The sequence below is a fragment of the Filibacter tadaridae genome (genome assembly GCF_900609045.1).
In the GTDB taxonomy this organism is placed as follows: domain Bacteria; phylum Bacillota; class Bacilli; order Bacillales_A; family Planococcaceae; genus Sporosarcina; species Sporosarcina tadaridae.
This window is the reverse complement of sequence record NZ_UXAV01000041.1, coordinates 76,578-101,734: the sequence shown is the minus strand read 5'-3', so window position 1 is coordinate 101,734 and position 25,157 is coordinate 76,578. Positions and strand designations below refer to the sequence as shown.

23 protein-coding genes and 2 riboswitches are annotated in these 25,157 nt (G+C 40.4%); of the genes, 15 read left to right on the top strand and 8 right to left on the bottom strand.

Going from position 1 to position 25,157, the window contains the following annotated elements; translation table 11 throughout:
- The first annotated feature begins 29 nt into the window (after positions 1-29).
- On the top strand, positions 30-2,324 hold the full coding sequence (gene metE / locus FILTAD_RS09010) for a 5-methyltetrahydropteroyltriglutamate--homocysteine S-methyltransferase (RefSeq protein WP_124070272.1): 2,295 nt from the start codon (positions 30-32) through the stop codon (positions 2,322-2,324).
- 64 nt (positions 2,325-2,388) lie between these two features.
- Here metE and FILTAD_RS09005 read toward each other — a convergent pair whose 3' ends face one another.
- The 3 genes from FILTAD_RS09005 to FILTAD_RS08995 all read right to left on the bottom strand — a co-directional run bounded on the left by FILTAD_RS09005 (position 2,389) and on the right by FILTAD_RS08995 (position 6,245).
- On the bottom strand, positions 2,389-3,507 hold the full coding sequence (locus FILTAD_RS09005) for a 5-methyltetrahydropteroyltriglutamate--homocysteine S-methyltransferase (RefSeq protein WP_124070270.1): 1,119 nt from the start codon (positions 3,505-3,507) through the stop codon (positions 2,389-2,391).
- A 32-nt stretch (positions 3,508-3,539) separates the two neighbouring features.
- Positions 3,540-4,667, bottom strand: a complete 1,128-nt coding sequence (locus FILTAD_RS09000; protein WP_124070268.1) for a methionine biosynthesis PLP-dependent protein — start codon at positions 4,665-4,667, stop codon at positions 3,540-3,542.
- A gap of 77 nt (positions 4,668-4,744) precedes the next feature.
- A riboswitch (SAM riboswitch) is annotated at positions 4,745-4,851 on the bottom strand.
- A 209-nt stretch (positions 4,852-5,060) separates the two neighbouring features.
- Positions 5,061-6,245 (bottom strand): MFS transporter, encoded by a 1,185-nt coding sequence (locus FILTAD_RS08995; RefSeq protein ID WP_124070266.1) that lies wholly within the window; start codon positions 6,243-6,245, stop codon positions 5,061-5,063.
- 98 nt (positions 6,246-6,343) lie between these two features.
- Positions 6,344-6,443, bottom strand: a riboswitch (purine riboswitch).
- Between the two features lie 472 nt (positions 6,444-6,915).
- On the opposite strand from FILTAD_RS08995, the gene FILTAD_RS08990 reads away from it, so the two are divergent.
- The 8 genes from FILTAD_RS08990 (at position 6,916) to FILTAD_RS08955 (ending at position 15,462) form a co-directional block, all read left to right on the top strand.
- A complete protein-coding gene (locus FILTAD_RS08990) occupies positions 6,916-7,554 on the top strand; it encodes a 2OG-Fe(II) oxygenase (protein ID WP_124070264.1) in 639 nt (212 codons plus the stop codon).
- 155 nt (positions 7,555-7,709) lie between these two features.
- The gene (locus tag FILTAD_RS08985) at positions 7,710-8,165 is read left to right on the top strand and encodes a tetratricopeptide repeat protein (protein WP_124070262.1); all 456 of its coding nucleotides are present in this window, start codon (positions 7,710-7,712) and stop codon (positions 8,163-8,165) included.
- 9 nt (positions 8,166-8,174) lie between these two features.
- A complete protein-coding gene (locus FILTAD_RS08980; RefSeq protein ID WP_124070260.1) occupies positions 8,175-8,708 on the top strand; it encodes a hypothetical protein in 534 nt (177 codons plus the stop codon).
- 225 nt (positions 8,709-8,933) lie between these two features.
- Entirely contained in the window at positions 8,934-9,452 is a 519-nt protein-coding gene (locus FILTAD_RS08975) for a class I SAM-dependent methyltransferase (protein ID WP_345788893.1), read from the top strand.
- A 361-nt stretch (positions 9,453-9,813) separates the two neighbouring features.
- On the top strand, positions 9,814-11,370 hold the full coding sequence (locus tag FILTAD_RS08970; protein ID WP_124070258.1) for an ABC-F family ATP-binding cassette domain-containing protein: 1,557 nt from the start codon (positions 9,814-9,816) through the stop codon (positions 11,368-11,370).
- A gap of 142 nt (positions 11,371-11,512) precedes the next feature.
- Positions 11,513-13,045, top strand: a complete 1,533-nt coding sequence (locus FILTAD_RS08965; protein WP_124070257.1) for a DEAD/DEAH box helicase — start codon at positions 11,513-11,515, stop codon at positions 13,043-13,045.
- Positions 13,046-13,071: 26 nt separating this feature from the next.
- Positions 13,072-13,854 carry a YqhG family protein gene (locus FILTAD_RS08960; protein WP_124070256.1) on the top strand — a complete coding sequence of 261 codons (783 nt, stop codon included), beginning with the start codon at positions 13,072-13,074 and terminating at the stop codon, positions 13,852-13,854.
- Positions 13,855-14,007: 153 nt separating this feature from the next.
- Positions 14,008-15,462 carry an aldehyde dehydrogenase family protein gene (locus tag FILTAD_RS08955; protein WP_124070255.1) on the top strand — a complete coding sequence of 485 codons (1,455 nt, stop codon included), beginning with the start codon at positions 14,008-14,010 and terminating at the stop codon, positions 15,460-15,462.
- A 175-nt stretch (positions 15,463-15,637) separates the two neighbouring features.
- Here the strand turns inward: FILTAD_RS08955 and FILTAD_RS08950 are convergent, their stop codons facing one another.
- The 3 genes from FILTAD_RS08950 to FILTAD_RS08940 all read right to left on the bottom strand — a co-directional run bounded on the left by FILTAD_RS08950 (position 15,638) and on the right by FILTAD_RS08940 (position 19,199).
- Positions 15,638-17,185, bottom strand: coding sequence for a solute symporter family protein (locus FILTAD_RS08950; protein WP_124070253.1), 1,548 nt, complete (start codon positions 17,183-17,185; stop codon positions 15,638-15,640).
- A gap of 15 nt (positions 17,186-17,200) precedes the next feature.
- Positions 17,201-17,512 carry a DUF485 domain-containing protein gene (locus FILTAD_RS08945; RefSeq protein WP_124070252.1) on the bottom strand — a complete coding sequence of 104 codons (312 nt, stop codon included), beginning with the start codon at positions 17,510-17,512 and terminating at the stop codon, positions 17,201-17,203.
- Between the two features lie 316 nt (positions 17,513-17,828).
- The gene (locus FILTAD_RS08940) at positions 17,829-19,199 is read right to left on the bottom strand and encodes an amino acid permease (RefSeq protein WP_124070382.1); all 1,371 of its coding nucleotides are present in this window, start codon (positions 19,197-19,199) and stop codon (positions 17,829-17,831) included.
- Positions 19,200-19,617: 418 nt separating this feature from the next.
- On the opposite strand from FILTAD_RS08940, the gene FILTAD_RS08935 reads away from it, so the two are divergent.
- Both FILTAD_RS08935 and FILTAD_RS08930 read left to right on the top strand, forming a co-directional pair.
- Positions 19,618-20,163 carry a DUF6155 family protein gene (locus tag FILTAD_RS08935; RefSeq protein WP_124070250.1) on the top strand — a complete coding sequence of 182 codons (546 nt, stop codon included), beginning with the start codon at positions 19,618-19,620 and terminating at the stop codon, positions 20,161-20,163.
- Positions 20,164-20,286: 123 nt separating this feature from the next.
- The gene (locus FILTAD_RS08930) at positions 20,287-20,664 is read left to right on the top strand and encodes a PH domain-containing protein (protein ID WP_124070247.1); all 378 of its coding nucleotides are present in this window, start codon (positions 20,287-20,289) and stop codon (positions 20,662-20,664) included.
- 186 nt (positions 20,665-20,850) lie between these two features.
- Here FILTAD_RS08930 and FILTAD_RS08925 read toward each other — a convergent pair whose 3' ends face one another.
- On the bottom strand, positions 20,851-21,672 hold the full coding sequence (locus FILTAD_RS08925; RefSeq protein WP_124070245.1) for an EcsC family protein: 822 nt from the start codon (positions 21,670-21,672) through the stop codon (positions 20,851-20,853).
- Positions 21,673-22,027: 355 nt separating this feature from the next.
- Between FILTAD_RS08925 and FILTAD_RS16290 the strand changes: the two genes are divergently transcribed.
- The 4 genes from FILTAD_RS16290 (at position 22,028) to FILTAD_RS08910 (ending at position 23,594) form a co-directional block, all read left to right on the top strand.
- Positions 22,028-22,255: a nucleotidyltransferase substrate binding protein gene (locus FILTAD_RS16290; protein WP_415579303.1), complete on the top strand. Its 228-nt coding sequence runs from the start codon at positions 22,028-22,030 to the stop codon at positions 22,253-22,255.
- A complete protein-coding gene (locus FILTAD_RS08915) occupies positions 22,243-22,536 on the top strand; it encodes a nucleotidyltransferase family protein (RefSeq protein ID WP_238988201.1) in 294 nt (97 codons plus the stop codon). The genes FILTAD_RS16290 and FILTAD_RS08915 overlap by 13 nt, the downstream gene beginning before the upstream one ends.
- Before the next feature lie 164 nt (positions 22,537-22,700).
- Positions 22,701-22,793, top strand: coding sequence for a putative holin-like toxin (locus FILTAD_RS16230; protein ID WP_345788892.1), 93 nt, complete (start codon positions 22,701-22,703; stop codon positions 22,791-22,793).
- A gap of 285 nt (positions 22,794-23,078) precedes the next feature.
- On the top strand, positions 23,079-23,594 hold the full coding sequence (locus FILTAD_RS08910) for a hypothetical protein (RefSeq protein WP_124070240.1): 516 nt from the start codon (positions 23,079-23,081) through the stop codon (positions 23,592-23,594).
- Between the two features lie 223 nt (positions 23,595-23,817).
- Here the strand turns inward: FILTAD_RS08910 and FILTAD_RS08905 are convergent, their stop codons facing one another.
- Positions 23,818-24,987, bottom strand: coding sequence for a lactate 2-monooxygenase (locus FILTAD_RS08905; protein ID WP_124070238.1), 1,170 nt, complete (start codon positions 24,985-24,987; stop codon positions 23,818-23,820).
- Positions 24,988-25,157: the final 170 nt, after the last annotated feature.

The window sequence follows — 25,157 nt, the reverse complement described above, 5'->3', positions numbered from 1 at the left end:
AAAATAAAAATTAAAGGAGATAACATACAATGACAAACGTACAAAGTTCAAACAGTGGGTACCCAAGAATTGGTGGAAAACGTGAATGGAAAAGGGCATTGGAAAGCTTTTGGAACGGATCGATTTCGGAAGATGAACTTTTGAAAACAACTGAAGCACTTCGATTGGATAATCTTCAAAAACAAAAGGAATTCGGTATTGATCTTATCCCAGTCGGCGATTTTTCGCTATATGACCATGTGCTAGATACATCGATTATGTTTGGTGTGGTGCCTAAACGTTTTGCGTATTCAGGCGGTCAAGTGCCTTTGGAAACGTATTTTGCAATTGCCCGTGGAACTAAGGATGCGGTTGCCTCTGAAATGACAAAATGGTTCAATACAAATTACCATTATATCGTTCCAGAACTAGAAGGTGTAACACCGAAACTAGTGGAAAACCGTCCGCTTGCATTTTATAAAGAAGCGAAAGAAAAACTAGGTATTGATGGTAAGCCCGTACTCTTGGGCCCAGTTACATATTGTAAACTGGCAAAATCCTTCGGTGATGAAAATTTCCCTGTTTTACTGAAACAATTTACGCCGCTGTATATAGAAGTATTGAAAGAGCTCGCAGATGCCGGCGCGGAGTGGGTTCAGATTGACGAGCCAATTTTTACAAGTAAGTTATCGGAAAAGGATTTCCAACATGTGCAACAAGCGTACGCAGAAATTCACGAAGCGGTGCCGCAAGTAAAAATTATCCTGCAAACCTACTTTGAAAAAGTTGCAAATTACGAAGCAGTTGCTGCGCTACCTGTGCAAGGATTGGGCCTTGATTTTGTTCATGGTGATTCGCTTGGATTGCTACGTAAATATGGCTTCCCAAAAGACAAAGTACTCGCGGCGGGTGTCATTGACGGACGAAATGTGTGGCGAGCAGATTTGGATGGTAAATTAACGCTGTTAGAGGAAATTCAGACCTATGTTGAAAAGGATCGTCTCATTGTTCAACCTTCTTCTTCACTGCTACACGTCCCTGTCAGTACGCAATTGGAAGAAAAATTGGACCCCATCATTCAAGAGGGTCTGGCATTTGCTGACGAGAAGCTTGCTGAAATTGTCCTCCTTAGTAAAGGGGTTAACGATGGAACAGAAACAATTGCGGTTGAACTTAAGGAGAGTCGAAACGCACTTTCTCGCCTAAATAACTCCAAATATCGGCAAAACGTCGAGGTGAAAGAAACGATTGGAAAGCTGACTGAACAAGATGTGAATCGCTCATTGCCGTTTGCAGAGCGGATTAAAGAGCAGCAACGACGTTTTAATTTACCACTACTGCCGACAACGACAATCGGGAGTTTACCGCAGACGCCAGAAGTGAGACAGACAAGATCCAAATGGCGTAAAGGTGAAATTACAGATCAAGCTTATGAGCAATTTATCAAAAATCAGATAGACAAATGGATTGAAATTCAAGAAGACATTGGAATTGACGTTTTAGTTCATGGTGAATTTGAAAGAACGGATATGGTCGAATACTTTGGCGAAAAGTTCGAAGGTTTTGCAGTGTCACAGTTCGGCTGGGTTCAATCTTACGGTTCACGTTGCGTCAAGCCACCACTCATTTTAGGGGATGTTGCGTTTAGTGAGCCGATTACTGTGAAAGAGAGTGTCTATGCACAATCGTTAACGACAAAATCTGTAAAAGGCATGCTGACAGGCCCCGTGACAATTTTGAATTGGTCATTCGTGCGAGATGATATTCCACGTTACGATGTATTAAACCAAATTGCATTTGCACTTCGTCTAGAAATTGAAGCGCTTGAAAAGAACGGCATTCGCATGATTCAGGTAGATGAACCAGCACTTCGCGAAGGTTTACCGCTTGATTTAGAAAAAAGGGAAAGCTATTTAGAAGCTGCTGTCCATGCGTTCAAATTGGCGACTTCTTCTGTTGAAAATGCTACGCAAATTCATACACATATGTGCTATTCGGAATTCAGCGGCATTATTAAATCGATTAGTGCACTGGATGCGGATGTTATTTCGATTGAAACGTCAAGAAGCCATGGTGAAATCATCGCTGCATTTGAGAATAATACGTATGATAAAGAAATCGGTCTAGGCGTCTATGACATCCACAGTCCACGTGTTCCAAGCAAGGATGAAATGAAACAAAATATTAATCGCGCACTCAAAACCATTAATCCGAACCAATTTTGGATTAATCCTGATTGCGGTTTGAAAACAAGAAAAGAAGAAGAGACGATTGATGCGTTGAAGATCATGGTGGAGGCGGCGAAAGAAGTTAGAAAGGATCAGCTGGCTGTCGTTAAGAGCTGAGTTTTGAATATAAGAAGGCATCTTCCGGTTCACTTGAACTAGGAAGATGCCTTTTTGTTATGAATTAATACCAGACGTCTTGCGCAATAGCGACAACATGACGTACTTTTTCCCACTGCTGTTCTTCCGTCAACAGATTTCCTTCTTCCGTCGAGGCGAACCCACATTGCGGACTTAGGCAGAGTTGATTCAACGGAACATATTTTGCAGCTTCCGCTATTCTTGCTTTCACTTTTTCAGGGTTTTCCAGTTCGCCGAATTTAGACGTGATCAGTCCCAATACGATGGAAAGATCAGGTCGGTTCACGTGAGCTAACGGTTCAAAGCTTCCGGAACGTTCGTCATCAAATTCAAGGAAAAGACCGTCAACATGTAATCCGCCGAAAATAGTCGCAGATACTTCGTCGTAGCCGCCACTAGAAAAGTAGGTTGATTTGAAGTTGCCGCGGCATATATGCATCGTCACGAGCAAGTCAGCCGGCCTTTTCGCAATCGATTCATTGATTGCCTGTGCAGACTGCTGTACAACCTGGTCTGGATTCAGGCCTTTTGCTTTCATCGCTTCTCTTCCTTCTTCAGAAAGAAATGAAGCCCAGGACGTATCATCTAGTTGCAGGTAACGGCAGCCTTCATCATATAGTGCTTGAATTACGCCCTGATAAGCGGTAACCAAATCATTAACTAATTCTTCGTTACTCGTATAGATTCCTTCTTCGAATGTCGCCCTGTGAAGTAGCATGTTCGGACTAGGAATCGTAAACTTTGCCACCGTATTGCCTGCAATACTTTTCAGGAACTTGAAGTGTTCAATCATGTAATGATCGCTGAACCTAACTTTATCCGTTACTTTAATGCCATCCGCTTTGCGCGAGACGCCTTTGAATTCGACGCCTTCTTCGGTTTGGTATAGTTCGACGCCGTCAAAGCCGGCAAGAAAATCAAAGTGCCACCATTTACGGCGGAATTCTCCGTCTGTCACGGATTGCAATCCAGCCTCTTTTTGCTTTTCAACGAGCTTTATAATTTCTTCGTCTTCGATTTTCCGTAATTCTTCTGCAGTGATTTCAAGGTTTTCTTTTTGAAGGCGGGCTTGTTTAAGACGTTCCGGTCGTAAGAAGCTACCGACGTGATCTGCTTTAAATGGTGCTTTCTTGACTGTGTTAGCTGTTGCTGAATTCGTCATATTGGTTTCCTTCTTTCTAGTTGGTTTTTTATTCAAAGTCCTGGTTGGAGCATCTTACTTTTCATTGACGCAAAAACTTGTCTTAAATCCGCTATCAAATCATCGGCTTCTTCCACTCCGACAGAAAAACGTAAGAGTCGGTCGTCGACGCCCCGTCGTATCCGTTCTTCGCGGGGGATGTCGGCGTGGGTTTGTGTTGCTGGATAGGTGATGAAACTTTCCACTCCGCCAAGGCTTTCTGCAAAAGTGATGAGTTGGAGATTTTCAAGAAACGGTTCGACCAACTCACTTTCTTGTAGACGGAATGATAGCATGCCACCTTCCCCGGGATAGAGAACATCTACTACAAGTGGTTCACTTTTTAAATAGTTCGCAATTATTTTCGCGTTTGCATCATGCTGTTTCATCCGTAAATGCAGTGTTTTCAGCCCTCTGATGATTAACCAAGAATCGGTAGGGGAGAGGACTGCACCGATAGCGTTATGGTTGGAAGCCAAATCTTTACATAGCTTGTCACCTTTCGCAACGACAAGTCCGGAAAGAACATCGTTATGACCTCCGATATACTTCGTCGCACTATGCACGACAATATCGGCGCCAAGTTCAATCGGTCGTTGGAAATAAGGTGTTAAAAACGTATTGTCAACAATCAGCAGTAAATCATATTTCCGGGCAAGTTCCGCATACTGCCGGATATCGAATTCTTGCATTAAAGGGTTCGTCGGTGTTTCGATAAATAGTGCCTTCGTTTTAACAGTGATCAACTTCTCGGTCTCATTAACATCGGAAAAATCCGTATACGTCGTACCGATTGAGTAGACGTCAGAATACTGTTTGAGCAGGCGATAGGTACCGCCATAAATATCTTCCGGAACAATCAATTCATCCTCCGGGCGGAAAAGCGATAGGACCAACTGAATTGCGGCCATACCCGAACTGCATGCAAAACCCGCATCGCCGCCTTCTAATTGTGCAATTCCTTCTTCCAAAATGGAACGGGTCGGATTTTTCGTCCGTGTGTAATCGTAACCGGTCGACTTGCCAAGTCCTTCGTGTTTGTAGGCCGTTGATAAATAAATGGGCGGGTTGACGGCGCCGGTCTTCGGATCACTGTTATTTCCTAATTGCACGAGGGTGGTTTCTAAACTTCGTTTTGTCATTAGATTCACTCTTTTCTTTTGAAATTAAAAAGGAGACCCTCTATAAGAAGAGGGTCCCCGAATTTACGAAGTCAATCTTCTTATCTTCTAGGTAACTGAATACCTATTGGAGTTAGCACCGTGCCTAAACAGGCTGGTTGCTGAGACGTCTCCGGGCCAATCCCTCGGTCTCTCTTGATAAGAATAAAATATGAAGTTAGTAGTATATATTGCTATAAAGAATCCTCTCAACAACGCTCGGCACTCGCTGGAAATTATATGGAATCATTAGTTCAATATATTTAGTATAAACTATTTAGATAACTTTATCATAGCGTGAATGATAAAACAAGGGCTATTGCAATACATTTCCCTGAGTTATTGCATGCGTTGATTGAACAAAGTGGGGGTAGTTCAATCGCAATCAGTTTCGTTTGTTTTGGGGTTCAGTGCCGTACGTGGAAACATGGATAGTGAAATGACGGCGCACACAAAGGCGATGACTACAACCGCGGATCCGATTGTTGCTGTGCTGGTAACTGATTCAGTGTGCTCCAACACGACACCGCCGATACCAGAGCCCAGCGCAATGCCAATCTGTAAAGCGGAATTATTGAAACTCTGATGTATATCAGAAGAAACCGGGTCTGTTTGAATAATATAATCTTGTTGTGGAGGTGCAAGACTCCAACTTAATGCTCCCCACACCATCATCACAACTATAAAGAGTGGAACCGAAAATGTCGAATAAGGAAGTGCAAATAAGACAAGGGCGAATGCACCCAGGATGATTAAAATACTTTTCGCAGAGCCGATCCGATTCGCAAGTTCCCCTCCGAATGCCCCGCCACTGACAGCAGCAATACCAAAAAGGAAATAAAAAATACTAATCCAATATTGATTCAGCTGTAAATTTGTTTCTAAAAACGGTGTGAAATATGCGTATACAGTGTAGTGTCCGGCTAACATGAACATTGTAGCCAAATGGGCGAAAACAATTTTTTTATTGCCAAGCGCTTTAATTTGTGCGGAAAGCGGCTGTACTTCTCCAGTAGGAATCTTTTCAAGGAATACAGCTATTAGAATGAAGGAACCGATTGAGAGAATGGCAATCCCTAAAAAGACAGTACGCCATCCAAATGAATCCGTAATGATGATTCCAAGGGGAACTCCCAATACGAGGGACGAACTGATGCCCATGTAAATGTATCCCAATGCTTTCGCCCGTAGTGTAGGGGCTACAATCCTCGCTGTTATGGTCAAGGAAAGGACAATCACCAAAGCCGCGCTCATTGACGTGATGATCCTTGCAATCATCAGCAGGGAAAATGTAGGACTGAAATAGGTCATAATATTTCCGATGAAAAATACCGCTAACGTAATCAGATACAATTTTTTCCGTTCAACTTTTGCGGTAAGTGATAATAGAACAGGACCGGCAATTGCATAAACAAGCGCAAAAACCGTAATAAGTTGTCCCGCCGTTCCAATTGTAACGCCCAAGTCGTCTGCGATAACTGGTAATATACCACCCACAATCAATTCAACCAGCCCTACTGTAATCGTAGATGCCGCCAGTATAAAAACTCTAAAATCCATTATATTCTCTCCTATTCACTTCTCTATTTTTCCCTTTAGGAAAATACTTATAAATGTATCGAATAATTGATTTTAAGAAAACAAAAAAATCCCGATTACAAAGTGAACAGCACTTTTGTAATCAGGATTTAACGGTTCCTGGTAGAGACCCTCAAACCATATTATTGAGGTTATACATATTGTTTTCAGTATGAAATTTTCTTTTTCCAATTTACCATGCTAGTGCAGGTTTATCAAGTTCTTTGTTAATCGGCTTTGCATTTTGCACTAGGAGTATGATGTTTCTTTTTCGTTAACTGTCCTATACTCTTTAGTTCGGAAACGATAATACAGTACAATGGATTTAAAAGGATAAGCGATTGAATTTTCGTATTATGCCGGGGAGATGTGTGCACAAAATGGCGTGGGATAACTGAAAAGCACATAAAGTGTGTTCAGTGATTGATACTATTTCCAAACGCATCTACGAAAACTACCTTAAATTAAAGTGTTTTCTAAATTTGCGATATGAGAAAAAGACGTGATAAAATAAAATCATTCAAAGAAGAAAGTATAAGCGCAAACCCTTGCACTTAATTGTTTGAATTAAAGGAATAGTTTTAACAAGTATAACCATTTCAAAAAAACGTGTTCGTTCTGAAAATTAAATAGTATAAGGAGTCTATAGAAGATGATAACGGAGAATAAAGAACAAACGATATTTGATCACGTTGGAAATAAAATAAAAACAGACAGAGAGATAGACATAATCACTCGATTAGAAGAGCCATTGATTGTGGTTTTGGATAATGTTTTAAGTAATGAAGAATGCGATGAACTAATCAGATTGTCAAAGGACAAAATGCAACGTTCAAAAATTGGGAAGACACGAGAAGTAAATGAACTGCGAACAAGTAGTGGTATGTTTTTTCAAGAAAGTGAAAACGAAACTGTTACTAGAGTTGAGAATAGAATTTCATCTATTATGAATATCCCCATTGAACACGGAGAAGGCATTCAAATCCTTAAATATACGCCTGGTCAAGAATATAAAGCCCATTATGATTTCTTTTCATCAACAAGTAAGGTAGCAAACAATAATAGAATTAGTACGCTCATTATGTATTTAAATGATGTAGAACAAGGTGGAGAAACGTTTTTTCCAAAACTGAATCTAACAGTAACACCGCAAAAAGGCATGGCGGTTTACTTTGAATATTTCTATAATGACGAAAACTTGAATAATTTAACGCTACATGGCGGAGCACCTGTTATAACAGGTGAAAAGTGGGTCGCAACGCAATGGATGAGAAAACAAAGAATTAGGTAATAAGGTTTTTAAATTTTAGGTACCAGATTATAGAACAACTCTAAGTTGTTTTATAATCTGGTACCTTTTATGATATAGATATTCAGACGATAGTATGTTGACGTTTAGGTTGAATGTGTCATTAATATTCAGTTCATCCAAAAGGGGGGCTAGCATTGAAAAGACTGCAACAAGCGATTGATATGCGTCGTGAAGGTGATATCGCAGAGTCCACTGCATTATTGGAAAGTATTGAAGAAAAGGATGGGCGCATCTATTTTGAATGTGCGTGGAATTACAGCATTCTAGCAAATGCACGGCAGGCAATCGATAATTATAAACAAGCAATCGAACAAGGGTTACCAAAAGATTTATTGAAAAAAGCCTATATGGATCTCGCCTGTAATTATTTTGAACTGCACCAGTATAAGCAAGCTGAACGTATATTGGATAAAGGGATTTGCGAATTTGGCGATTCGGAAGCCTTTCGCGCGATGGCAACAATTGCAGACTATAAGTTGGGTAAACCAAAGCATGCGATTGTCGATCTTATGCAGTTGTTATTGGATCCGAAGCCGAGTAAAGAAATCGCGAAATACAAGACGGAGCTCATGCATTATGTGCAGAGATAGGGGTGCAGAATGTCGATTAAAGAAAAAGTAAAAGACATTATAACGGGTGCCGGTATTGGTTATTTTGATACAGGCATATGTGGAGAGTATGCCCGTTACGATTTGTATATGGATGATAAAGATAAGGAAGTGCGTAGGAATGCATTGATGGCTTTCACAATGATGCTTGGTACATGGCATTCGGGGAGTAGTTTTTCATTTACCCCACAGCATTTAAGAAAGTTCGATGGTGGCTTTGGCGAATGGCGGCGGCATGAGCTTCATCACTATATGAAGGCATTTGTGACACATCAGCAAGCTATTCAGCGTGATTTTCCAGTAATGTATGCGTTCATTGTATGGTTTTTCATTCACATTGAAGATGAAAGAACGTTGACGTATGAAGAAAGTTTTCCGGAACTGGACACTGAATGGTGTACACGTCTTCGGCAAGAAGTTTTACAACCGAATGCGGCAATTGAACGACCTTCCATGAAGAGTTTCTTTATAGAAAGTGGCATCGAACCATTCTTTATATCGGATTTTCCCGGAGAAAAGAATTGATGAAAAGCATCTCGCTTTTAGGAACGAATATATTCATCCAATGTTTCGTAACCAAGGTCGTTATGATACCGCCGAATGGTAAAGCAAGTATGAAAAAATGGTCAACGTCTGCCACTTATTTAAGTGCAGAAATTCGGGGGAGGTAAATGGAATGGGGAAATGGTTTCCGCGACTATATGACACGGCTATGAAACCGCTAGAAAAACACGTTTAAAAAAAGTTAGAATGGGACTTATAAACGAAGCAGTTGGAAGAGTGCTGGAAATCGATTCGGGGACGGGTGTAAACTTTCCATTCTACGAACACGCAATACAAGTAGACGCAATTGAACCTAATCCCTTGATGAGCAATCAATCATTAGTCGCCATCCAAAATGCATGTATACCCATTGAATTGCATACAGTTTCAGCTGAAGAACTTCCTTTTGCTGATAACACATTTGACTCTGTCGTGGCGACGCTTGTTTTTTGTACGATTCCAGAACCGGCCAAGGCATTACAGGAAATCAGGAGAGTTAGTAAAAAAGGGGCTAAACTCTTGTTGTTTGAACATGTTCGAATGGATCAAAAACTATTGGGGAAGGCTCAAGATTTATTGAATCCATTATGGGCGAGAGTTGCTGATGGGTGTCAGTTAAACCGGAATACGCTTGACTTGCTAAAACAATCTGGTTTTACAATTACGAAAGTCGATTCTTATTATAAGGATCTTTTTTTGTATATCGAATGTTTGAATGAGGAATAATGATAGTGACCTCAATCGCATATTCAATTGATGCATGGTGCCTAGTTTTGATGCAATTTTGAATTGTGTTAGTACGAGGTGCTTTTTTTGATGAAAAATTATTGCAATTTGCGTTGAATGAGCGGACTACGGGGATTAATGATCGGAACACGAGGTTTATTGATTGCAATTCGCGTTGAATGATCGGACTACGAAGATTAATGATTTTATGTTGATTTGTGGGGATTTCTAACCCGGATTTCAATGTAAACCCTATCATCATCAATGTGAACACTATATAATTAAATGGATTCGGTATATTTTTCGTACGTTTTGTCGGCGAAGTCGAATAATCTTTACAAAAGGAATAGGTGTAAAATAAATGAGTTTATTGACTGTAACGAATTTAAGTCACGGTTTTGGGGATCGTGCGATTTTCGAGGATGTTTCTTTCCGGTTATTACAAGGTGAGCATATCGGGCTAATTGGTGCGAATGGTGAAGGGAAATCGACGTTCATGAACATTATTACCCGAAAGCTTGAGCCTGATGCCGGCACGGTTAGTTGGGCGAAACGAGTACGGGTCGGGTATTTGGATCAGCATGTCGTGTTGAAACAAGGGATGAGCATTCGGGATGTATTGCGGACCGCTTTTCAGTATTTATATGATCAGGAAACGGAAATGAATGCGCTCTTTGCTAAAATGGCTGAAGTGGATGTGGACGAGCTCGAGAAACTTCTTGAGGATACGGGGCAGATGCAAGAAGAGCTTACGAATAATGACTTTTATATCGTGGATTCCAAAGTGGAAGAAGTGGCGAATGGGCTCGGATTGACAGAATTCGGTTTGGATCAGGATGTCCATGATTTAAGTGGCGGGCAACGGACAAAAGTGCTACTTGGCAAGTTATTGCTGGAAAAACCGGATATCCTCCTCCTTGATGAGCCGACGAACTATTTGGATGTTGAGCATATCGACTGGCTTCGAAATTACTTGCAAAACTATGATAATGCGTTCATCTTAATATCGCATGATATCCCGTTCTTAACTAGCGTTGTTCAGCTGATTTATCATATGGAAAATCAAGAAATCACTCGGTATTCCGGCGGCTATGATGAGTTTTTAAGAGTGCATGAAATGAAGAAGCAACAAGTAGAGGCCGCTTTCAAGAAGCAGCAAAAAGAAATTAGCCATCTAAAAGACTTCGTAGCGCGCAACAAAGCGAATGCAGCGACGAGTAAAATGGCAATGTCCCGCCAGAAAAAACTAGACAAGATGGATGTTATCGAATTGGATGCTGAAAAGCCGAAACCACAATTCAACTTCAAACAAGCACGGACTCCTAGCAGATTCCTATTCGAAACGAAAGCACTTGTTATCGGCTATGATGAGCCATTATCCAAGCCGTTGGATCTAACGATGGAACGCGGGCAAAAAATTGCATTGTCAGGCGCAAATGGTATCGGGAAAACGACGCTTTTAAGAAGTATTCTTGGAGAAATCCCGGCGCTTTCAGGTTCAGTCGAGCGTGGGGACCATTTGGAAATCGGTTACTTTGAGCAAGAAACGAAGTCGGAAAACAATAATACATGCCTAGAAGAAGTATGGGAGACGTTTCCACATTTCACGCAGTATGAAGTACGTTCTGCTTTAGCTCGGTGTGGCTTAACAACCAAGCATATTGAAAGCAAAGTGAAAGTGTTAAGCGGCGGTGAAAGGGCGAAAGTACGTCTTTGTAAATTAATCAATTCTGAAACGAATTTACTCGTCCTCGATGAACCGACGAATCACCTTGATAAGGATGCGAAAGAGGAATTACAACGAGCTTTAAAGGAATATAAAGGAAGCGTATTGCTGATTTCGCATGAACCTGACTTTTATGAAGGTCTTGTAACTGCTGTTTGGAACGGTGAAAATTGGACGACTAAAATGTTTTAACCTCATATTTAAAAGACCGGGGAAATCCTCGGTCTTTTTTTGTTGGCGCAAAGTAATGAAGTGTAAAATCAATCAGTTTAACATAGGAACTCCTTTTTGGGACAATCTAATAAAAAAGGAAAAGCTGGATGAGGTGAAGTAAATGATAATTGAAAGGTCGACTGAGTGGAAAGAAGGCTTTATAGAACGATTGGAAAATCGTGAAGCATGGGATAATTGGACATTATATACAATGAGCTACGACGTAGTAAAAATGAACTTGATTACAGATTTCCAAGGTCTTCAATCTCCTAAATATTTACCCACCCTTACGCCGCTTGCCCATCAATTGGAAGTGGCGGAAACGGTTATTGAAAGGATGAATGGAAAAGCGATTCTTGCAGATGAAGTTGGACTTGGTAAAACCATTGAGGCTGGTTTGATTTTAAAAGAATACTTAATAAGAGGTCTTGTGAAAAAGGCGCTCATTTTGGTTCCGGCTTCTCTTACCAATCAATGGATTGAAGAGCTCAATCAAAAATTTCATATTCCGGCCATGCAGTATAGAAAAAATTACGATTTAAACCATTGTACGATTGTCGTCATGAGTATAGATATGGCGAAAAGAAGCCCACATAAAGAAAAGATCTATGAACAGGATTATGATTTGATCATCATTGATGAAGCACACAAATTGAAGAACCACAAAACAAAGAATTATGAGTTTGTACAAAACTTAAAGAAAAAGTTTTGTTTGTTGTTAACTGCCACGCCGATTCAAAATAATGTGTTTGAATTGTTTTACCTCATATCATTACTGAAACCTGGTCACCTCGGTAATTACGAGTCTTTTCAAGCATCATTTTCCGCGAGTAAGCACGACGTAGAACAGGAAGAGTACTTGAAGGAATTGGTTAATCAGGTGATGGTAAGAAATAGAAGACAGGATACAGGAATCGAGTGGACAAACCGTCATGTAGAAATAATACCCATCGATTTTACAAAAGAAGAAAAAGAAGTCTACGATATGATTTCAGAACTACCAACTGTTTCTCCTGTTTTTTCGGATGCCTTCTCTATGATTACGCTACAAAGGGAAATGTGCAGTAGTAAGGAAGCTACATGTTTGACCTTAACTAATATGCGAGAAAAATGCATTAAACCAGAAGATAGTTCTTATATAGATGAGATCATTCATAAGGCAATGGCACTGGAAATAAATTCGAAAGCGGAAAAGGCGTATGAAATTGTTTCTCGGGCAAACGGTAAGGTTATTATCTTTACCGAATATCGTGCTAGCCAAACCTATTTGCAGTGGTATTTACATTCTAAAGGAATCACAAGTGTACTTTTCAACGGAAAACTGAACAAAAACAAACGAGAATGGATGAAACAACTGTTTAAGGAAAAAGCGCAAGTACTAATTGCCACGGAGTCCGGTAGTGAAGGTATAAACCTACAATTTTGCTACCATGTCATTAATTATGATTTACCTTGGAACCCCATGAAGTTAGAGCAGCGAATCGGACGTGTCCATCGGTTAGGGCAGGAAAATGACGTCCATATTTACAATCTGGCCATTCAAAATACAATTGAGGACCATATATTGGACTTGCTTTATGTTAAAATCGGAGTTTTTGAAAAAGTAGTGGGTGAGTTAGACGATATTCTATCCGCTTTCAAAAAGACCATTTGAGATAAAGGTGGAGAGGAAGGGTGTATATGTATCCACAACAAATTCACAGTTATTTACAACAATTTTTCAAAGAGAACAATTGCCAAATATTAAATGAAAATGACCACTTCATCAACGTACAACTAACGATTGAAATGGATAAAAGAATTATGAATCGACCATTTTATTGGAAGTATCAGGAAAGCACAGGGGCCGAGCCAAACCCAGCACAACTAACGTTTATCACCGATACAAATAAGCTTGATGATGACATTAAAGGGGAAGTTATCCACTTCGGTTCTCCCCGACTTAGTCAACTGTTCCAAGCAACTAATGAGATGGGCTCATTTGTACAGATGTATGAGCAGGTAGCAGATAATCTTGGGACGAAGACCATATTGACACCGTGGTTAGGTGTTAACTATAAAATAACGTATTTCAGTGATCAAACAAAAGAAGTTCTTTATTCATTAGGCATGAATTTAATGACAGGTACTCTTTTGGAAGGGTTTCAGGAATCGTTAAGTGAAATGGATTTGGGTGTAACTAGGCCAGAGAATACATTTAATCTGCCGTATACGATAAAACCTATTCGAGCACTGGAGCGATTGGATGGAGTTATTGAAAATAGCATACAACAAGAGGATCACAAATGGGCTGAAGAAGCGAAAATGAGATGGCAAAAGGATAGGAATGTATTGGAGTATTTCTATGAAGGGGTAGAAGACAGACCTGAATGTTACGAGATAGAGAAAGAAGCAATGGACCAACAATACGAGGCAAGGATTAAAATTGAAATTATAAATGGTGGATTGTTTTATCTCATATGAATTTGAAATACTGGTGCAAGAAGCCTTCATGAAATTTCAAACAACAAGGACTGTTTATCTCGCTCGACTGCTTAAGATAATGAATGTTTGCCCTTCTGTCTGAAGGGAAAACAACTAGAAGTGGAACAAGAGAGACAGGAAGGAGTTTTATTTATGGTTAACTATTCAGGATTAGATTCACAATTTATCGGTGGGCAATGGAAAAAGGGAACGGGATCGAGTACGATCGATTTGACGAATCCCTACACACAAGAGAAAATCGCATCGTTCCAGTCGGCGAGTGTAAATGATGTTGATGAAGCATATCAAGCAGCGAATTCTACTCAAGAAAAATGGGCCGGGGTAAACGCATTTGAGCGTTCTCGTATTATAAATGAGGCGGCACGAATTATGGAAGTACGTCGGAAGGAATTGGTGGAGCTACTAATTGAAGATGGCGGATCAACGTTCATCAAAGCAAATGTGGAAGTCGATTTCTGCATCGCCATTACGCGTCACGCGGCTTCGTTTCCATTTCATGTAGAAGCGACATCACCGCCGTCGATCGTACCGGGAAAGAAAAATAAGGTTTTCCGCATGCCGTTAGGAGTGGTCGGAGTTATTGGGCCATTTAACTTCCCGATGTATCTTGCAATGCGCTCAGTTGCACCGGCGCTTGCAGTGGGGAACGGCGTTGTTTTAAAACCGGATTCACAGACGGCGTTGTCGGGCGGAACAGTGCTTGGTAAAATTTTTGAAGAAGCCGGCGTTCCTGCTGGTGTATTGAATGTCGTAGTACCCGATATTGGTGAAATTGGTGATGCTTTCGTCGAACATCCGATTCCCCGCATGATTTCTTTCACCGGTTCAACTGGTGTCGGACGCCATATCGGTGAGATCTGCGGTCGTATGATCAAGAAAGTAGTCCTTGAGCTTGGAGGCAACAACCCGTTTGTTGTTCTTAAAGATGCGGATATTGAACGGGCGGTCGAAGGAGCTGCTTTTGGCAAATATATGCATAGCGGGCAAATTTGCATGGCTGTTAACCGGATTATCGTTCACCAGGACATCTACGAAGAGTTTTCGAATAAATATGTGGAATTCACGAAAAAGATTAAGGTTGGAAATCCTTCCAATGAAGATACATTAATTGGACCCCTCATCAATCATAAAGCGGTTGGGCGAATTCTTGGTGAAGTTGAAAAAGCGAAAGAAGAAGGAGCAGTGGTTTTGCTCGAAGGATCGGTCGACGGCAACGTCATGTCTCCTTATATTTTAAAAGGTACGAATGAAATGTCCACCGCTAAAAACGAAATGTTCGGGCCTGTCGTGACAATTATTCCTGCCGCTAGTGAAGAAGAAGCGCTTCGCATAGCCAATGATACTGAATACGGTCTTAGCGGATCTGTTCATGCAGGAACAGTTGAAAAAGCGATGGCTTTCGCACAAAAAATGGAGACGGGTATGGTGCACATCAATGACCAAAGCGTCAATGATGAGCCACTTGTAGCATTCGGAGGAGTAAAAGGTTCCGGCGTCGGTCGTTTTGGTGGAGATTGGTCACTGGACGAATTCACAACTTTCAAGTGGATTTCTGTCCAGGAAGAAAAACGTCAATATCCATTCTAAATTAATTGAATCGACCATCAAAAATCTGTAAAAAACACGCCCATTATCGATGGATGAAATCAATAATGAGCGTGTTTTGTATTGAAGTAACCATGCGCGAAACTAATATGATTGTTTGTTACAAAAGTACTTTATTTTAACTCATCTTAACCTAAATCACATCGTCTTAAAGTTTTCATTGCTCAGGTTCTCTATAACCCGTTTCCGCCTTAAACCTCACTTCGGCATACGAAACTTCGTCAGCTTCGTGCCTCTTTGATGAAACAAGTGTCCCAATTATTGCTGCTATGAATCCTGCTGGAACTGAAATAATGGCGGGGTTCGCATACGGGAAGATTGGGTCACCTACGAAGAACGCCGCTCCTTCAACCGGATTAATAACACTAGGACTTAATGCAACGAGAACAAGCGCGACGATTAAACCGGTTAACATTGAAGCAACCGCACCCGTCGTATTAAACTTTTTCCAGTAAATAGTGAAAAGGATTGTCGGAACGTTCGCGGAGGCGGCGATACAGAATGCTAAAGAAACCAGAAACGCGACATTCAATTTTTCCGCTCCTAGCGCTAAAATGATAGAGAATATGGCAACGCCAATTGCAGCATATCTTGCAGCTCTTACTTGCTGTTTCTCTGTAATGATTCCTTTTTTTATAATTTGTCCATAAATATCATGTGCAATTGCGGATGCACCTGATAATACCAGCCCGGCAACGACTGCAAGAATGGTTGCAAATGCGACCGCGGCAACAAATGACTCCAATGCTGAACCACCTAATACACCTGCCAACATGGGTGCTGCCATATTCCCAGCCGCATTTTCAGCAACGATTGCATCCACACCAACAAACTTAGCAGCGCCGAAACCAAGGAAAATAGTTAGAACGTAGAATATACCTATAATCCAAACCGCATAAATAACAGAAGACCGGGCTGTTTTCGCATCCTTTACCGTAAAGAAACGCATTAGGATATGGGGTAAGCCAGCCGTTCCTAAAACGAGTGCAATTAGAACGGATATCAAGCCGATAGGATCTTTGTAGATTAATCCGGAATGCAAGAAAGCTTCCCCGTGAGGCGTTGCGGTCCTCATGGCATCGAACATACCGATGAAATTGAAATCGAATTTTAAAAGAACGAGGAATGAAATGATAATGGTTCCTATCATCAGTAAAATCGCTTTAACAATTTGAACCCAACTTGTAGCGGTCATACCACCGAATAATACATAGATTGTCATCATGACGCCAACAATCAGAACAGCAATCCAATAATCGATACCTAAAAGTAATTTAATGAGTGCACCTGCACCGACAAGTTGAGCAAGCATATAAAATAAAACAATCGTGATTGTATTTAACGCTGCGGCTCCTCGGACTTTTTTTGCCCCGAAACGTGCGCCTATCATATCGGCCATTGTAAATTTCCCTAGGTTCCGAAGTGGCTCGGCGATTAGAAATAATACCACAAGATAGGCTGTCAAAAAGCCGATACTATAATAAAAACCATCAAAACCACTTAAAGAAATGGCTCCGGCGATGCCAAGGAATGAGGCGGCAGACAAATAGTCTCCGGCAATAGCCATCCCGTTTTGCCAACCGGTTAATGATCCCCCGGCGGTGTAAAACTCACTTGCTGTTGTGGTCTGTTTAGCAGCCCAGTATGTAATACCGAGCGTAAGGCCAATTACTGCAATGAATATAACGATTGATATGATATCCACTTGTTAATCCCCCCTTTATTTCGCAATATTTTTCTTTAGAATTTCTTCGATATCTTTATCGAAGTCCTTTGACTTTTTCATATAAATGGATGTAAATACCCACACCATTGCGAACATGCTTAATGAGTACACCCATGTCCAAGTTAACCAACCAAATGCACGATTCTCAAGTATGTTTGTATAGCCTGTTAGAATAGGCAATGTAAAAAGGGCAATAAAAAAGATAATCATATACGGTGTAGCAAACCTTCTTTTCTGTTTGACTAAGTTTTTGAATTCCGAGCTATTGATAATTTTTTCGTAATCCAAATTTGCCGTCTTTTGCATTTTTTTCGGACTCCCACTCACGCCATCATCCTCTTTTCTATTGAATATTAGAAGTGTTTAGCCTTTTCTTGTTTGCTTCTCCTTTCTTACGAGTGAAACCGCTTTCATATGCTATAAAGATGGCTTCTAAACTACTAAAACGGAAGTAGAATAAAAGTATTTACTTTACACTACTCCATTTTCTATCAATACGCAATTTATTTTCGGAATAGTTTAAAAACATTAGATGCTTGCTGGAAAACTGCCATTCATTGAAACAAGAAAATGCGCTGCCTCGAAACGAGAGACAGCGCATTTTCCATTTCAATATAAAGGATCAAAGGCCTTGTGTGTTTTGTCGTTGGTGCTTCGTTTTTCGTATCTGGTAAATCACAATCAGTAAAATGAACCAAACGGGAGCTACGAACAAAGCAATACGTGTATCTTCAACAAGTCCTAGCACGACAACAACGAACGCTAGAAAGATAAGGATCAAGTAATCGGTAAATGGATGAAGCGGCATTTTAAATTTGCTCGCTTTCGCAAGTTCCGGTCTTGTTTTACGATATTTCAGGTGACAGATGACAGTGATTCCCCAAATGAAGATGAAACAGGATGTTGCAATACTTGTGATTAATGTAAAGACACCTTCCGGCATTAAATAGTTCAAAACAACGGAGATAAGAATGACGATAGTTGAAAAGAACAATGCATTCGAAGGTACTTTATTGGACGTTAGTTTTGTAAAGGATGCAGGTGCATTCTCATCCTTGGCAAGCGAGTAGATCATCCGACTTGTACTGAAAACGGCACTGTTACATGCCGAAGCTGCGGATGTCAGAACGACAAAATTGATGATACCCGCAGCGGCAGCGATACCGACTGCAACAAAGACCTGAACAAACGGGCTTTCAGCGGGGTTGATGGCGTTCCACGGATAAATACTCATAATGACAATTAGTGCGCCGATATAGAATATCAAAATCCGAATGGGGATATTATTGATAGCCCTTGGAATAACCTTCTCGGGATTCTCTGTTTCCCCTGCAGTCAGTCCGACCAGTTCAATGCCTGCAAATGCAAATACCACCATTTGGAACGAAAGGATAAAGCCATTGATGCCATTAGGGAAAAAGCCGCCATGACTCCATAGATTCGAAAAGCTGGATGGCCCTGCATCGGTGGAAAAGCCCATTATAATCATGTAAATACCGACGACAATTAACCCTATGATTGCAATAATTTTAATTAATGCGAACCAGAATTCCATTTCACCGAAAAGTTTTACGGTTGCAAGGTTCATAAATAACAAAACGACAAGAGCGATTAAACCTGGCACCCACTGTGGTACACCCGGGAACCAAAACTGCGTATAGAGACCAACAGCAGTTAAATCGGCCATCGCGATTGAAATCCAGCAGAACCAGTAAGTCCAGCCCGTGATAAACGCCGCCATATTGCCCAAATAGTCTTGAACAAAGTCAACAAAGGAACTGTAGTTTAAATTGGATAACAGTAATTCTCCAAGTGCACGCATGATTAAAAATCCAATCACACCCATGATCAAATAAGCAAACAAAATTGACGGTCCTGCTAAATGGATGGATTTTCCTGCTCCAAGGAATAATCCAGTTCCGATTGCGCCGCCAATGGCAATCAGTTGTACATGTCTGTTTTTAAGTCCTCTTGCTAATTGTTGTTCTTCCATATGTATTTCCAACTTTCTATTTTTCTAGGATATTTGCATTTTGTGTTCGTTTTGAGTGTTTTAACTATCATGCAATTGCAAAATAATATCCTACTAAAAGTTTATCATACTATGGGCCAATTCTACAAAAAAAGTTGAGAACGAAACAATATTTCTGAAAATGATAGGGAAAGCACTCGTTTAATCGGCCTTTTTAACATTTTGTGTCGGTTTCTGCTGATGAATATACTGGCACCACAAGTTTAGCTGCCGGGAAAACTTCCAATCCAATATGGTAAAATAATAAGGGGATGGGGTAGCTCATCAATTTTCCGAAAAGGGTTTATATATGGGTTGTGGAACTAAGAAGTGATTAATTTTGTTCTTTATTTAAATGTGTATAGAGCACTGATTTTCATTCCACGGAGGCTAAGAACTAATGACCAAACTAAAAGTTACAGATTTAAAGAAGCAATTGAAGAATTACGAAGAAAAAGAGCTAATTAGTATCATTTTAGAGCTATACAAATTAGATAAGACTGTGCAGGAATACTTATCTGTAAAGTTTGTCGGTGGAGATGCTGTTGATGAATTGTTTGAGAGAGCAGAAAAAGAGGTGAAGGATGAATTTTTCCCGGCGAAAGGACACGGTAAGCTACGCCTAGCGGTTGCGAAGCAGGCCATTAGTCGGTTTAAAAAACTCTCGAAAGATCATTTGAAAACGATTGAGTTGATGCTTATTTATGTGGAGAATGGTACTAAATTTACGCGGACATATGGGGATATTGATTTGAGATTCTATAACAGTATGGAATCGATGTATGACAATATTATTATGGAATGTGAAAAATCAAAGGAATTGTTTGATCTATTTCAAGATCGTTTATATGCAATTGTGGAAGATTCGGACGGTATAGGCTGGGGGTATCATGATGCTTTAGAGAATCTTTATTATTCACTGAGTTGGTTGGAGGAAGACGAATAATGTTTGAAATCAACGGTGACAGGCACTCGTTTAGTTGAGGAAGTTCAAACAACTATGTATATTTGAACCAACATGGTTGTTTTAGTGTCTGTCACCAAAAAAAGATAAATTGGAGGAATAATAATGAGTATTTTTGACGGAATGATGGGAAATGCATCTGAGATTGAAGTGGGCAAAGTAGAGAAAGAAATGAAGGATTTACTCTCACCTACCGAGAAAGTGGAACATGCTTATAAGCTGATTAGGGATCTGTTGATATTCACGAATAAGCGTCTCATACTGGTGGACAAACAGGGCGTCACAGGAAAGAAAGTAGAATATCAATCTATTCCGTATAAAAGTGTCGTACATTTCTCGATTGAAACCGCGGGAACTTTTGACCTTGATGCTGAACTGAAAATCTGGCTATCCGGAAGTTCTGTTCCAATTCAAAAGAAATTCAATAAGTCCTTAAATATTTATAAGGTACAAAGCGTGCTAGCAGAATACGTTTTGAAATGAAACATGGAATTAGTAGCTTGGTGGATGAACGTAAAAAGGAGTAATTGCACTTGTTGTCGAAGGTAGCGAATGCCGAAATTATGGTCAAGGGCGGTGTGGTAACGGACCGGATAATGGTTGAAAGGAAAAAACGTCCTCCATCGCTGTTGGAGGACGTTTTTTAATATAAAGGTCTGATACTAGTCCTCATTTGGTTGTTTGTATTTCATTGCTTTCTATACTACCAAGCCTTTCGATAATTCTTCTTTTTCGATAAAGCATTTTTCCGGCTTCGGCGATATCGTTCACAGCAGACCGGTTGATGAACGCACCGAACACGAGCCCCGCAATAGGTACCATTTGAAAAAGCTTTTTCCAACCAAATTGATCTCGAAAGGAAAAAATAACCTCGCGCCAGCCCTGCAGTTCAGAGAGAACTTCGCGTTTCGTAGAGTCATCGGGACTATCAAATTGAGACAATTGTGTAAGGATAGCCTGTTTTCCTACAATGTCAGCAGATACAAATTGCATGCATTTTACGATAAACAGGCGTTCCTCTTTTACTTTTGGATCATAGCCATAACAAATCGCAATGTCCTGTAATGTTTTTAGCTGTAAACTAAGAAGTAGAGGAATGTCGATCGTTAAGGTGAAAATACCGCCAATACCAGTACCTGCACCTTGAAACGTCGCAATCTTTTTTCTGTTGCCAGTAATTTTTTCTACGGCATTATCCATAGTTGTAATTGCGAGTTTTTCCACGTCTTCCAATGTATTGATAGTCAAATCAGGATAATAAGCGGGTATTTTAGAGGCTGAACTCAAATAGCTACCGCCGGTTTGTACGTATTGACCAAGTTCATCCAAGAGTACGCCAATTTTGTTTTGAATGAAGGCGGGGGTAAATTTATCGATAATTTTAAATGGCAAACGACCAAGCTTTTCCCAAAACCATAAATCACTTTGATCTTTTTCCCAAATCTCAACTTTTCTTAATTCTTCTGTTAACCACTCTTTGGAATCTGTCATTTATAGTCTCGCCTCTTTCTTTGAGTACTAATTATACGTTTGTCCATGTGAAAAGTTCCGTTTCTATCTTTTCTGCTTATTATTGGTTGTGCCTGGATATTTTCCGTTATAGATTCAAACGGAATACATCTATACTAAAGGAAAGCGACTAGACATAATCACCAATTAGAAAACTTTTAGCAAAATGGATAAGTGCTGGTGATAGCGAAGAATTTGAAGAACTTTGAAACTCACATCTCGGATGCAATTTTACAGACTTATCCGAACGGGAAAGTCCACCCCTTTAGGGGCGGGATGATAGTGAGGTTGGATACGGAGTGCTACATAAAACCGTAAGGTTTGTGGCACTTTAAGTATAGAATCAAAAACGCCAATGGAAACCCTTAAAGATGCTTTTCAGGCAGGATGGTTAGTTAATGGGGGTGCCCGATTACAGATTCTAAAAAATCGCAATGAAACCTTTCACGTTTATGATGAAGAGATGGCATTACGTATAGTAGGCAATATTCAACGATACTTCTTCGGGACGAAGGCTACTTTTTTGAAATTGAAGGATCGGAATGATGAGAAATGGCTAGGATGAATGATAAGCTTGTGAATCAGTTGCAGATTGTCGCGAACAGGTTTCCCGCCATTGAAACAGTCTTATTATTTGGTTCAAGAGCACATGGTGATTATGGGAGGAATTCGGATATTGATTTGGCTGTAAAGACGCCAGGCATTACTGATAATGACAGGTTAGCTTTTTCAGGGCAAGTTGAAAATGAGATGGATACATTGTTAAAGATTGATTTGAAACGCTTGGAGTCTGCATCTTCCAGGTTAAGGAATGAAACACAAGCCTGCTATCAAGTAATCGTTTAATGGATATATATATAAAGGATTTAAGGTATCTTAGCCTGAAATAATTCCAGATTGTGTTAGTACGGGGTACCATAAATCGAACGTACATGTGGTATAATGGGAAAGTAATAGAATAGGAAACTCAAAGGTGGTTAGCCATCCCCGTGGGAAAGGGGGTGGTGTAAGTGATAATATTCGAAACAATGATGGTAACGTTTACGTTTGCCTTATTAGTTGTAGCGATATTGACATTTAATAATACAGACCATAAAAAATAACCTACCTTTGAGTTTGACAGCCCTAGGTAGGTTATTTTTCCAACTATCAGGCTAATCCCCATTGAGGGAACTACCTATCACGAAGCCGTTTGACGCACCAACGTCAAGCGGTCTTTTTTACTATATCCTGTTGCTAGCCTAAGTATACCAAATCAAAAGATAGCCGTCTAGATTAAGCGATAGGATACGCTGAGTAAGAAAGTAACACGAATGTTTAAACTCTCGTAATTGTCTGAAATACAGATACCTAAAATCTACCTGAAAACACAGTTTGGAGGAGTCAATTTGTATGATCCAACTATTTTTGAGAACTTAAAAGTGGCATTTGAAAATCATGTGTATGATTTAGATAATATAGAGCGGAAAATAGCAATCACTAACCGGGTTGATCGAATGGATTTTGCTATTCTTAACAGGAACTTTGCGATTGAGTTTATGTTAGTTGGGAAACCGGATGTCACGGCGGAGATTATTTTAAAAGCATCCGTAAAGGATCTAGCGGGGGAGATAATGAAGCTACCCAGAGATAATCTAGGTTGTTCTTTGTCCATACTATTTAATAAGCGGGTTCAAAATGCAGCTGTCCAGTGCAAGCAGGTTGAACAGGCATTAAACACCATTTGGGAAAATGAAATCCAACTGACGCAAACATTGTGCTTCGTGTTTGACCAAGAGGAATCAAGTTATACAGACAAAATAGAGGTGAAATTCAAGGCTAAAATAAATGAAGAAAACATGGGGGAGATTGCAGATTTCCTTTATCATGTGTTAGAAACGTTGGAAGTGCTGCATCGTTTATGAGGCTGAAGTCGAATTTATTCAATCAAGGCAGGACAGGACGAGGCGGGGGCGCGGTTTTTTGCAACTATCCGAACCCACGTTATCTCGATGCAAATTTTATAAAAGCGAAATTGTCACGAAAAAAGGAGCTATCCCTAAAAGCGGGATAGCTCCTTTTTTTACGGTTTATAACTTTTAATACCACATAATAACCCATTTTCAAAACTTAATTGCCGGGATGAAGTTAAAACTTTTCATTCACAAGAATTGATTTTCCTAGCTCGTTAACGGATCTTTCACCCGCCAACGCCATTGTAATATCCATATCAGCAATCATGTTTTGCAGAACCGCTTTGACACCTTTTTCTCCTGCTACTGCCAATCCATACATGCATGGTCTTCCAACAAGGACGGCTTTTGCCCCAAGTGCCAACGCTTTAATCACATCAGAACCTCTTCTAATGCCACTATCCATAAGCACGGGGATTTGTCCTTGCACCGCATCGCACACCAACGGAAGTGCGTCAAGTGCGCCTATTGCACCGTCTACTTGGCGTCCGCCATGATTAGATACGATGATGCCATCAACCCCATGTTCTATTGCAAGTTTTGCATCATCAGGATGAAGAATTCCTTTTAATACGATTGGTAATTTCGTATGTTTTCTTAAGAAGGCTAGATCATCCCAGGTCAGGCTTGCATTTCCAAACACTTGTGTCCAATACATAATTGCTGCGTTTGGATCTTCCTGTGGAGACTTTTCAAGTTTTGAACAAAAAGCGGGATCCGTTAAATAATTTCCAACGCCTTCCCCGATTAAAAATGGTAAATAAACGTTTCTCAAATCATGTTCACGCCATGCCATCATGGGCGTGTCCAAGGTTACGATGATTGCCGAATAACCGGAAGCTTCGGCTCTTCTTAGAAAACTTGCCGCTATATCAGGGTCTTTACTCCAATACAACTGGAACCATCGAGGGGCATCCCCCATCACTTCCGCAATTTTCTCCATTGGCACAGTAGAAGCGGAGCTTGCGATAAAGGGAACGCCTAGTTCTGCGCATGCGCGTGCCGAACCTAAATCTCCTTCTTCGTGGATAATCGATTGTACACCAATCGGCGCATGCATTAGTGGAAAGTTATAGTTCTTTCCGAACAACTCCACGCTAGTGTCACGATTTTCCACATTCCGCAGCATCCTCGGCACAATTTTCCAACGGTTGAATGCGTGAAGGTTCGCTTTCATTGTATTTTCGCCACCTGCACCACCCGCAACATAATAATAGGGGCCATCTTCCAAGACTTCGCGTGCTCGTTCTTCCCATTCCTCAAAAGCAATTGGAAGTCGATTTGGATCAGGATTGGGCATTGTTTGATACACACCAAATTGAATTTGATTACCGATATTGGTCATTTATATTCCCCCTCGTTTCACGGCTCTCGTTACTGCTGACAAATTTCATAGTATGAAAGAATATTCTATCAACTAATAATATCATAATGGCATTACAGGCGCATCTTATTATGAGAGTTCGATACTTATGGATAATATGGAATAACTATTGCATACGAAAAGTTCAAATA

Excerpts from the sequence above, each read along its gene's own strand:
- FILTAD_RS08960 (WP_124070256.1), top strand. The coding sequence starts at position 13,072 with ATGTATCCACAACAAATTCACAGTTATTTACAACAATTTTTCAAAGAG.
- FILTAD_RS08935 (WP_124070250.1), top strand. The coding sequence starts at position 19,618 with ATGACCAAACTAAAAGTTACAGATTTAAAGAAGCAATTGAAGAATTAC.
- FILTAD_RS08965 (WP_124070257.1), top strand. The coding sequence starts at position 11,513 with ATGATAATTGAAAGGTCGACTGAGTGGAAAGAAGGCTTTATAGAACGA.
- FILTAD_RS08945 (WP_124070252.1), bottom strand. The coding sequence starts at position 17,512 with ATGCAAAAGACGGCAAATTTGGATTACGAAAAAATTATCAATAGCTCG.
- FILTAD_RS08970 (WP_124070258.1), top strand. The coding sequence starts at position 9,814 with ATGAGTTTATTGACTGTAACGAATTTAAGTCACGGTTTTGGGGATCGT.
- FILTAD_RS08980 (WP_124070260.1), top strand. The coding sequence starts at position 8,175 with ATGTCGATTAAAGAAAAAGTAAAAGACATTATAACGGGTGCCGGTATT.
- FILTAD_RS08940 (WP_124070382.1), bottom strand. The coding sequence starts at position 19,199 with ATGGAAGAACAACAATTAGCAAGAGGACTTAAAAACAGACATGTACAA.
- FILTAD_RS08925 (WP_124070245.1), bottom strand. The coding sequence starts at position 21,672 with ATGACAGATTCCAAAGAGTGGTTAACAGAAGAATTAAGAAAAGTTGAG.
- FILTAD_RS08955 (WP_124070255.1), top strand. The coding sequence starts at position 14,008 with ATGGTTAACTATTCAGGATTAGATTCACAATTTATCGGTGGGCAATGG.
- FILTAD_RS08915 (WP_238988201.1), top strand. The coding sequence starts at position 22,243 with ATGGCTAGGATGAATGATAAGCTTGTGAATCAGTTGCAGATTGTCGCG.
- FILTAD_RS09005 (WP_124070270.1), bottom strand. The coding sequence starts at position 3,507 with ATGACGAATTCAGCAACAGCTAACACAGTCAAGAAAGCACCATTTAAA.
- FILTAD_RS09000 (WP_124070268.1), bottom strand. The coding sequence starts at position 4,667 with ATGACAAAACGAAGTTTAGAAACCACCCTCGTGCAATTAGGAAATAAC.
- metE (WP_124070272.1), top strand. The coding sequence starts at position 30 with ATGACAAACGTACAAAGTTCAAACAGTGGGTACCCAAGAATTGGTGGA.
- FILTAD_RS08975 (WP_345788893.1), top strand. The coding sequence starts at position 8,934 with ATGGGACTTATAAACGAAGCAGTTGGAAGAGTGCTGGAAATCGATTCG.
- FILTAD_RS08905 (WP_124070238.1), bottom strand. The coding sequence starts at position 24,987 with ATGACCAATATCGGTAATCAAATTCAATTTGGTGTGTATCAAACAATG.
- FILTAD_RS08930 (WP_124070247.1), top strand. The coding sequence starts at position 20,287 with ATGAGTATTTTTGACGGAATGATGGGAAATGCATCTGAGATTGAAGTG.
- FILTAD_RS08995 (WP_124070266.1), bottom strand. The coding sequence starts at position 6,245 with ATGGATTTTAGAGTTTTTATACTGGCGGCATCTACGATTACAGTAGGG.
- FILTAD_RS08990 (WP_124070264.1), top strand. The coding sequence starts at position 6,916 with ATGATAACGGAGAATAAAGAACAAACGATATTTGATCACGTTGGAAAT.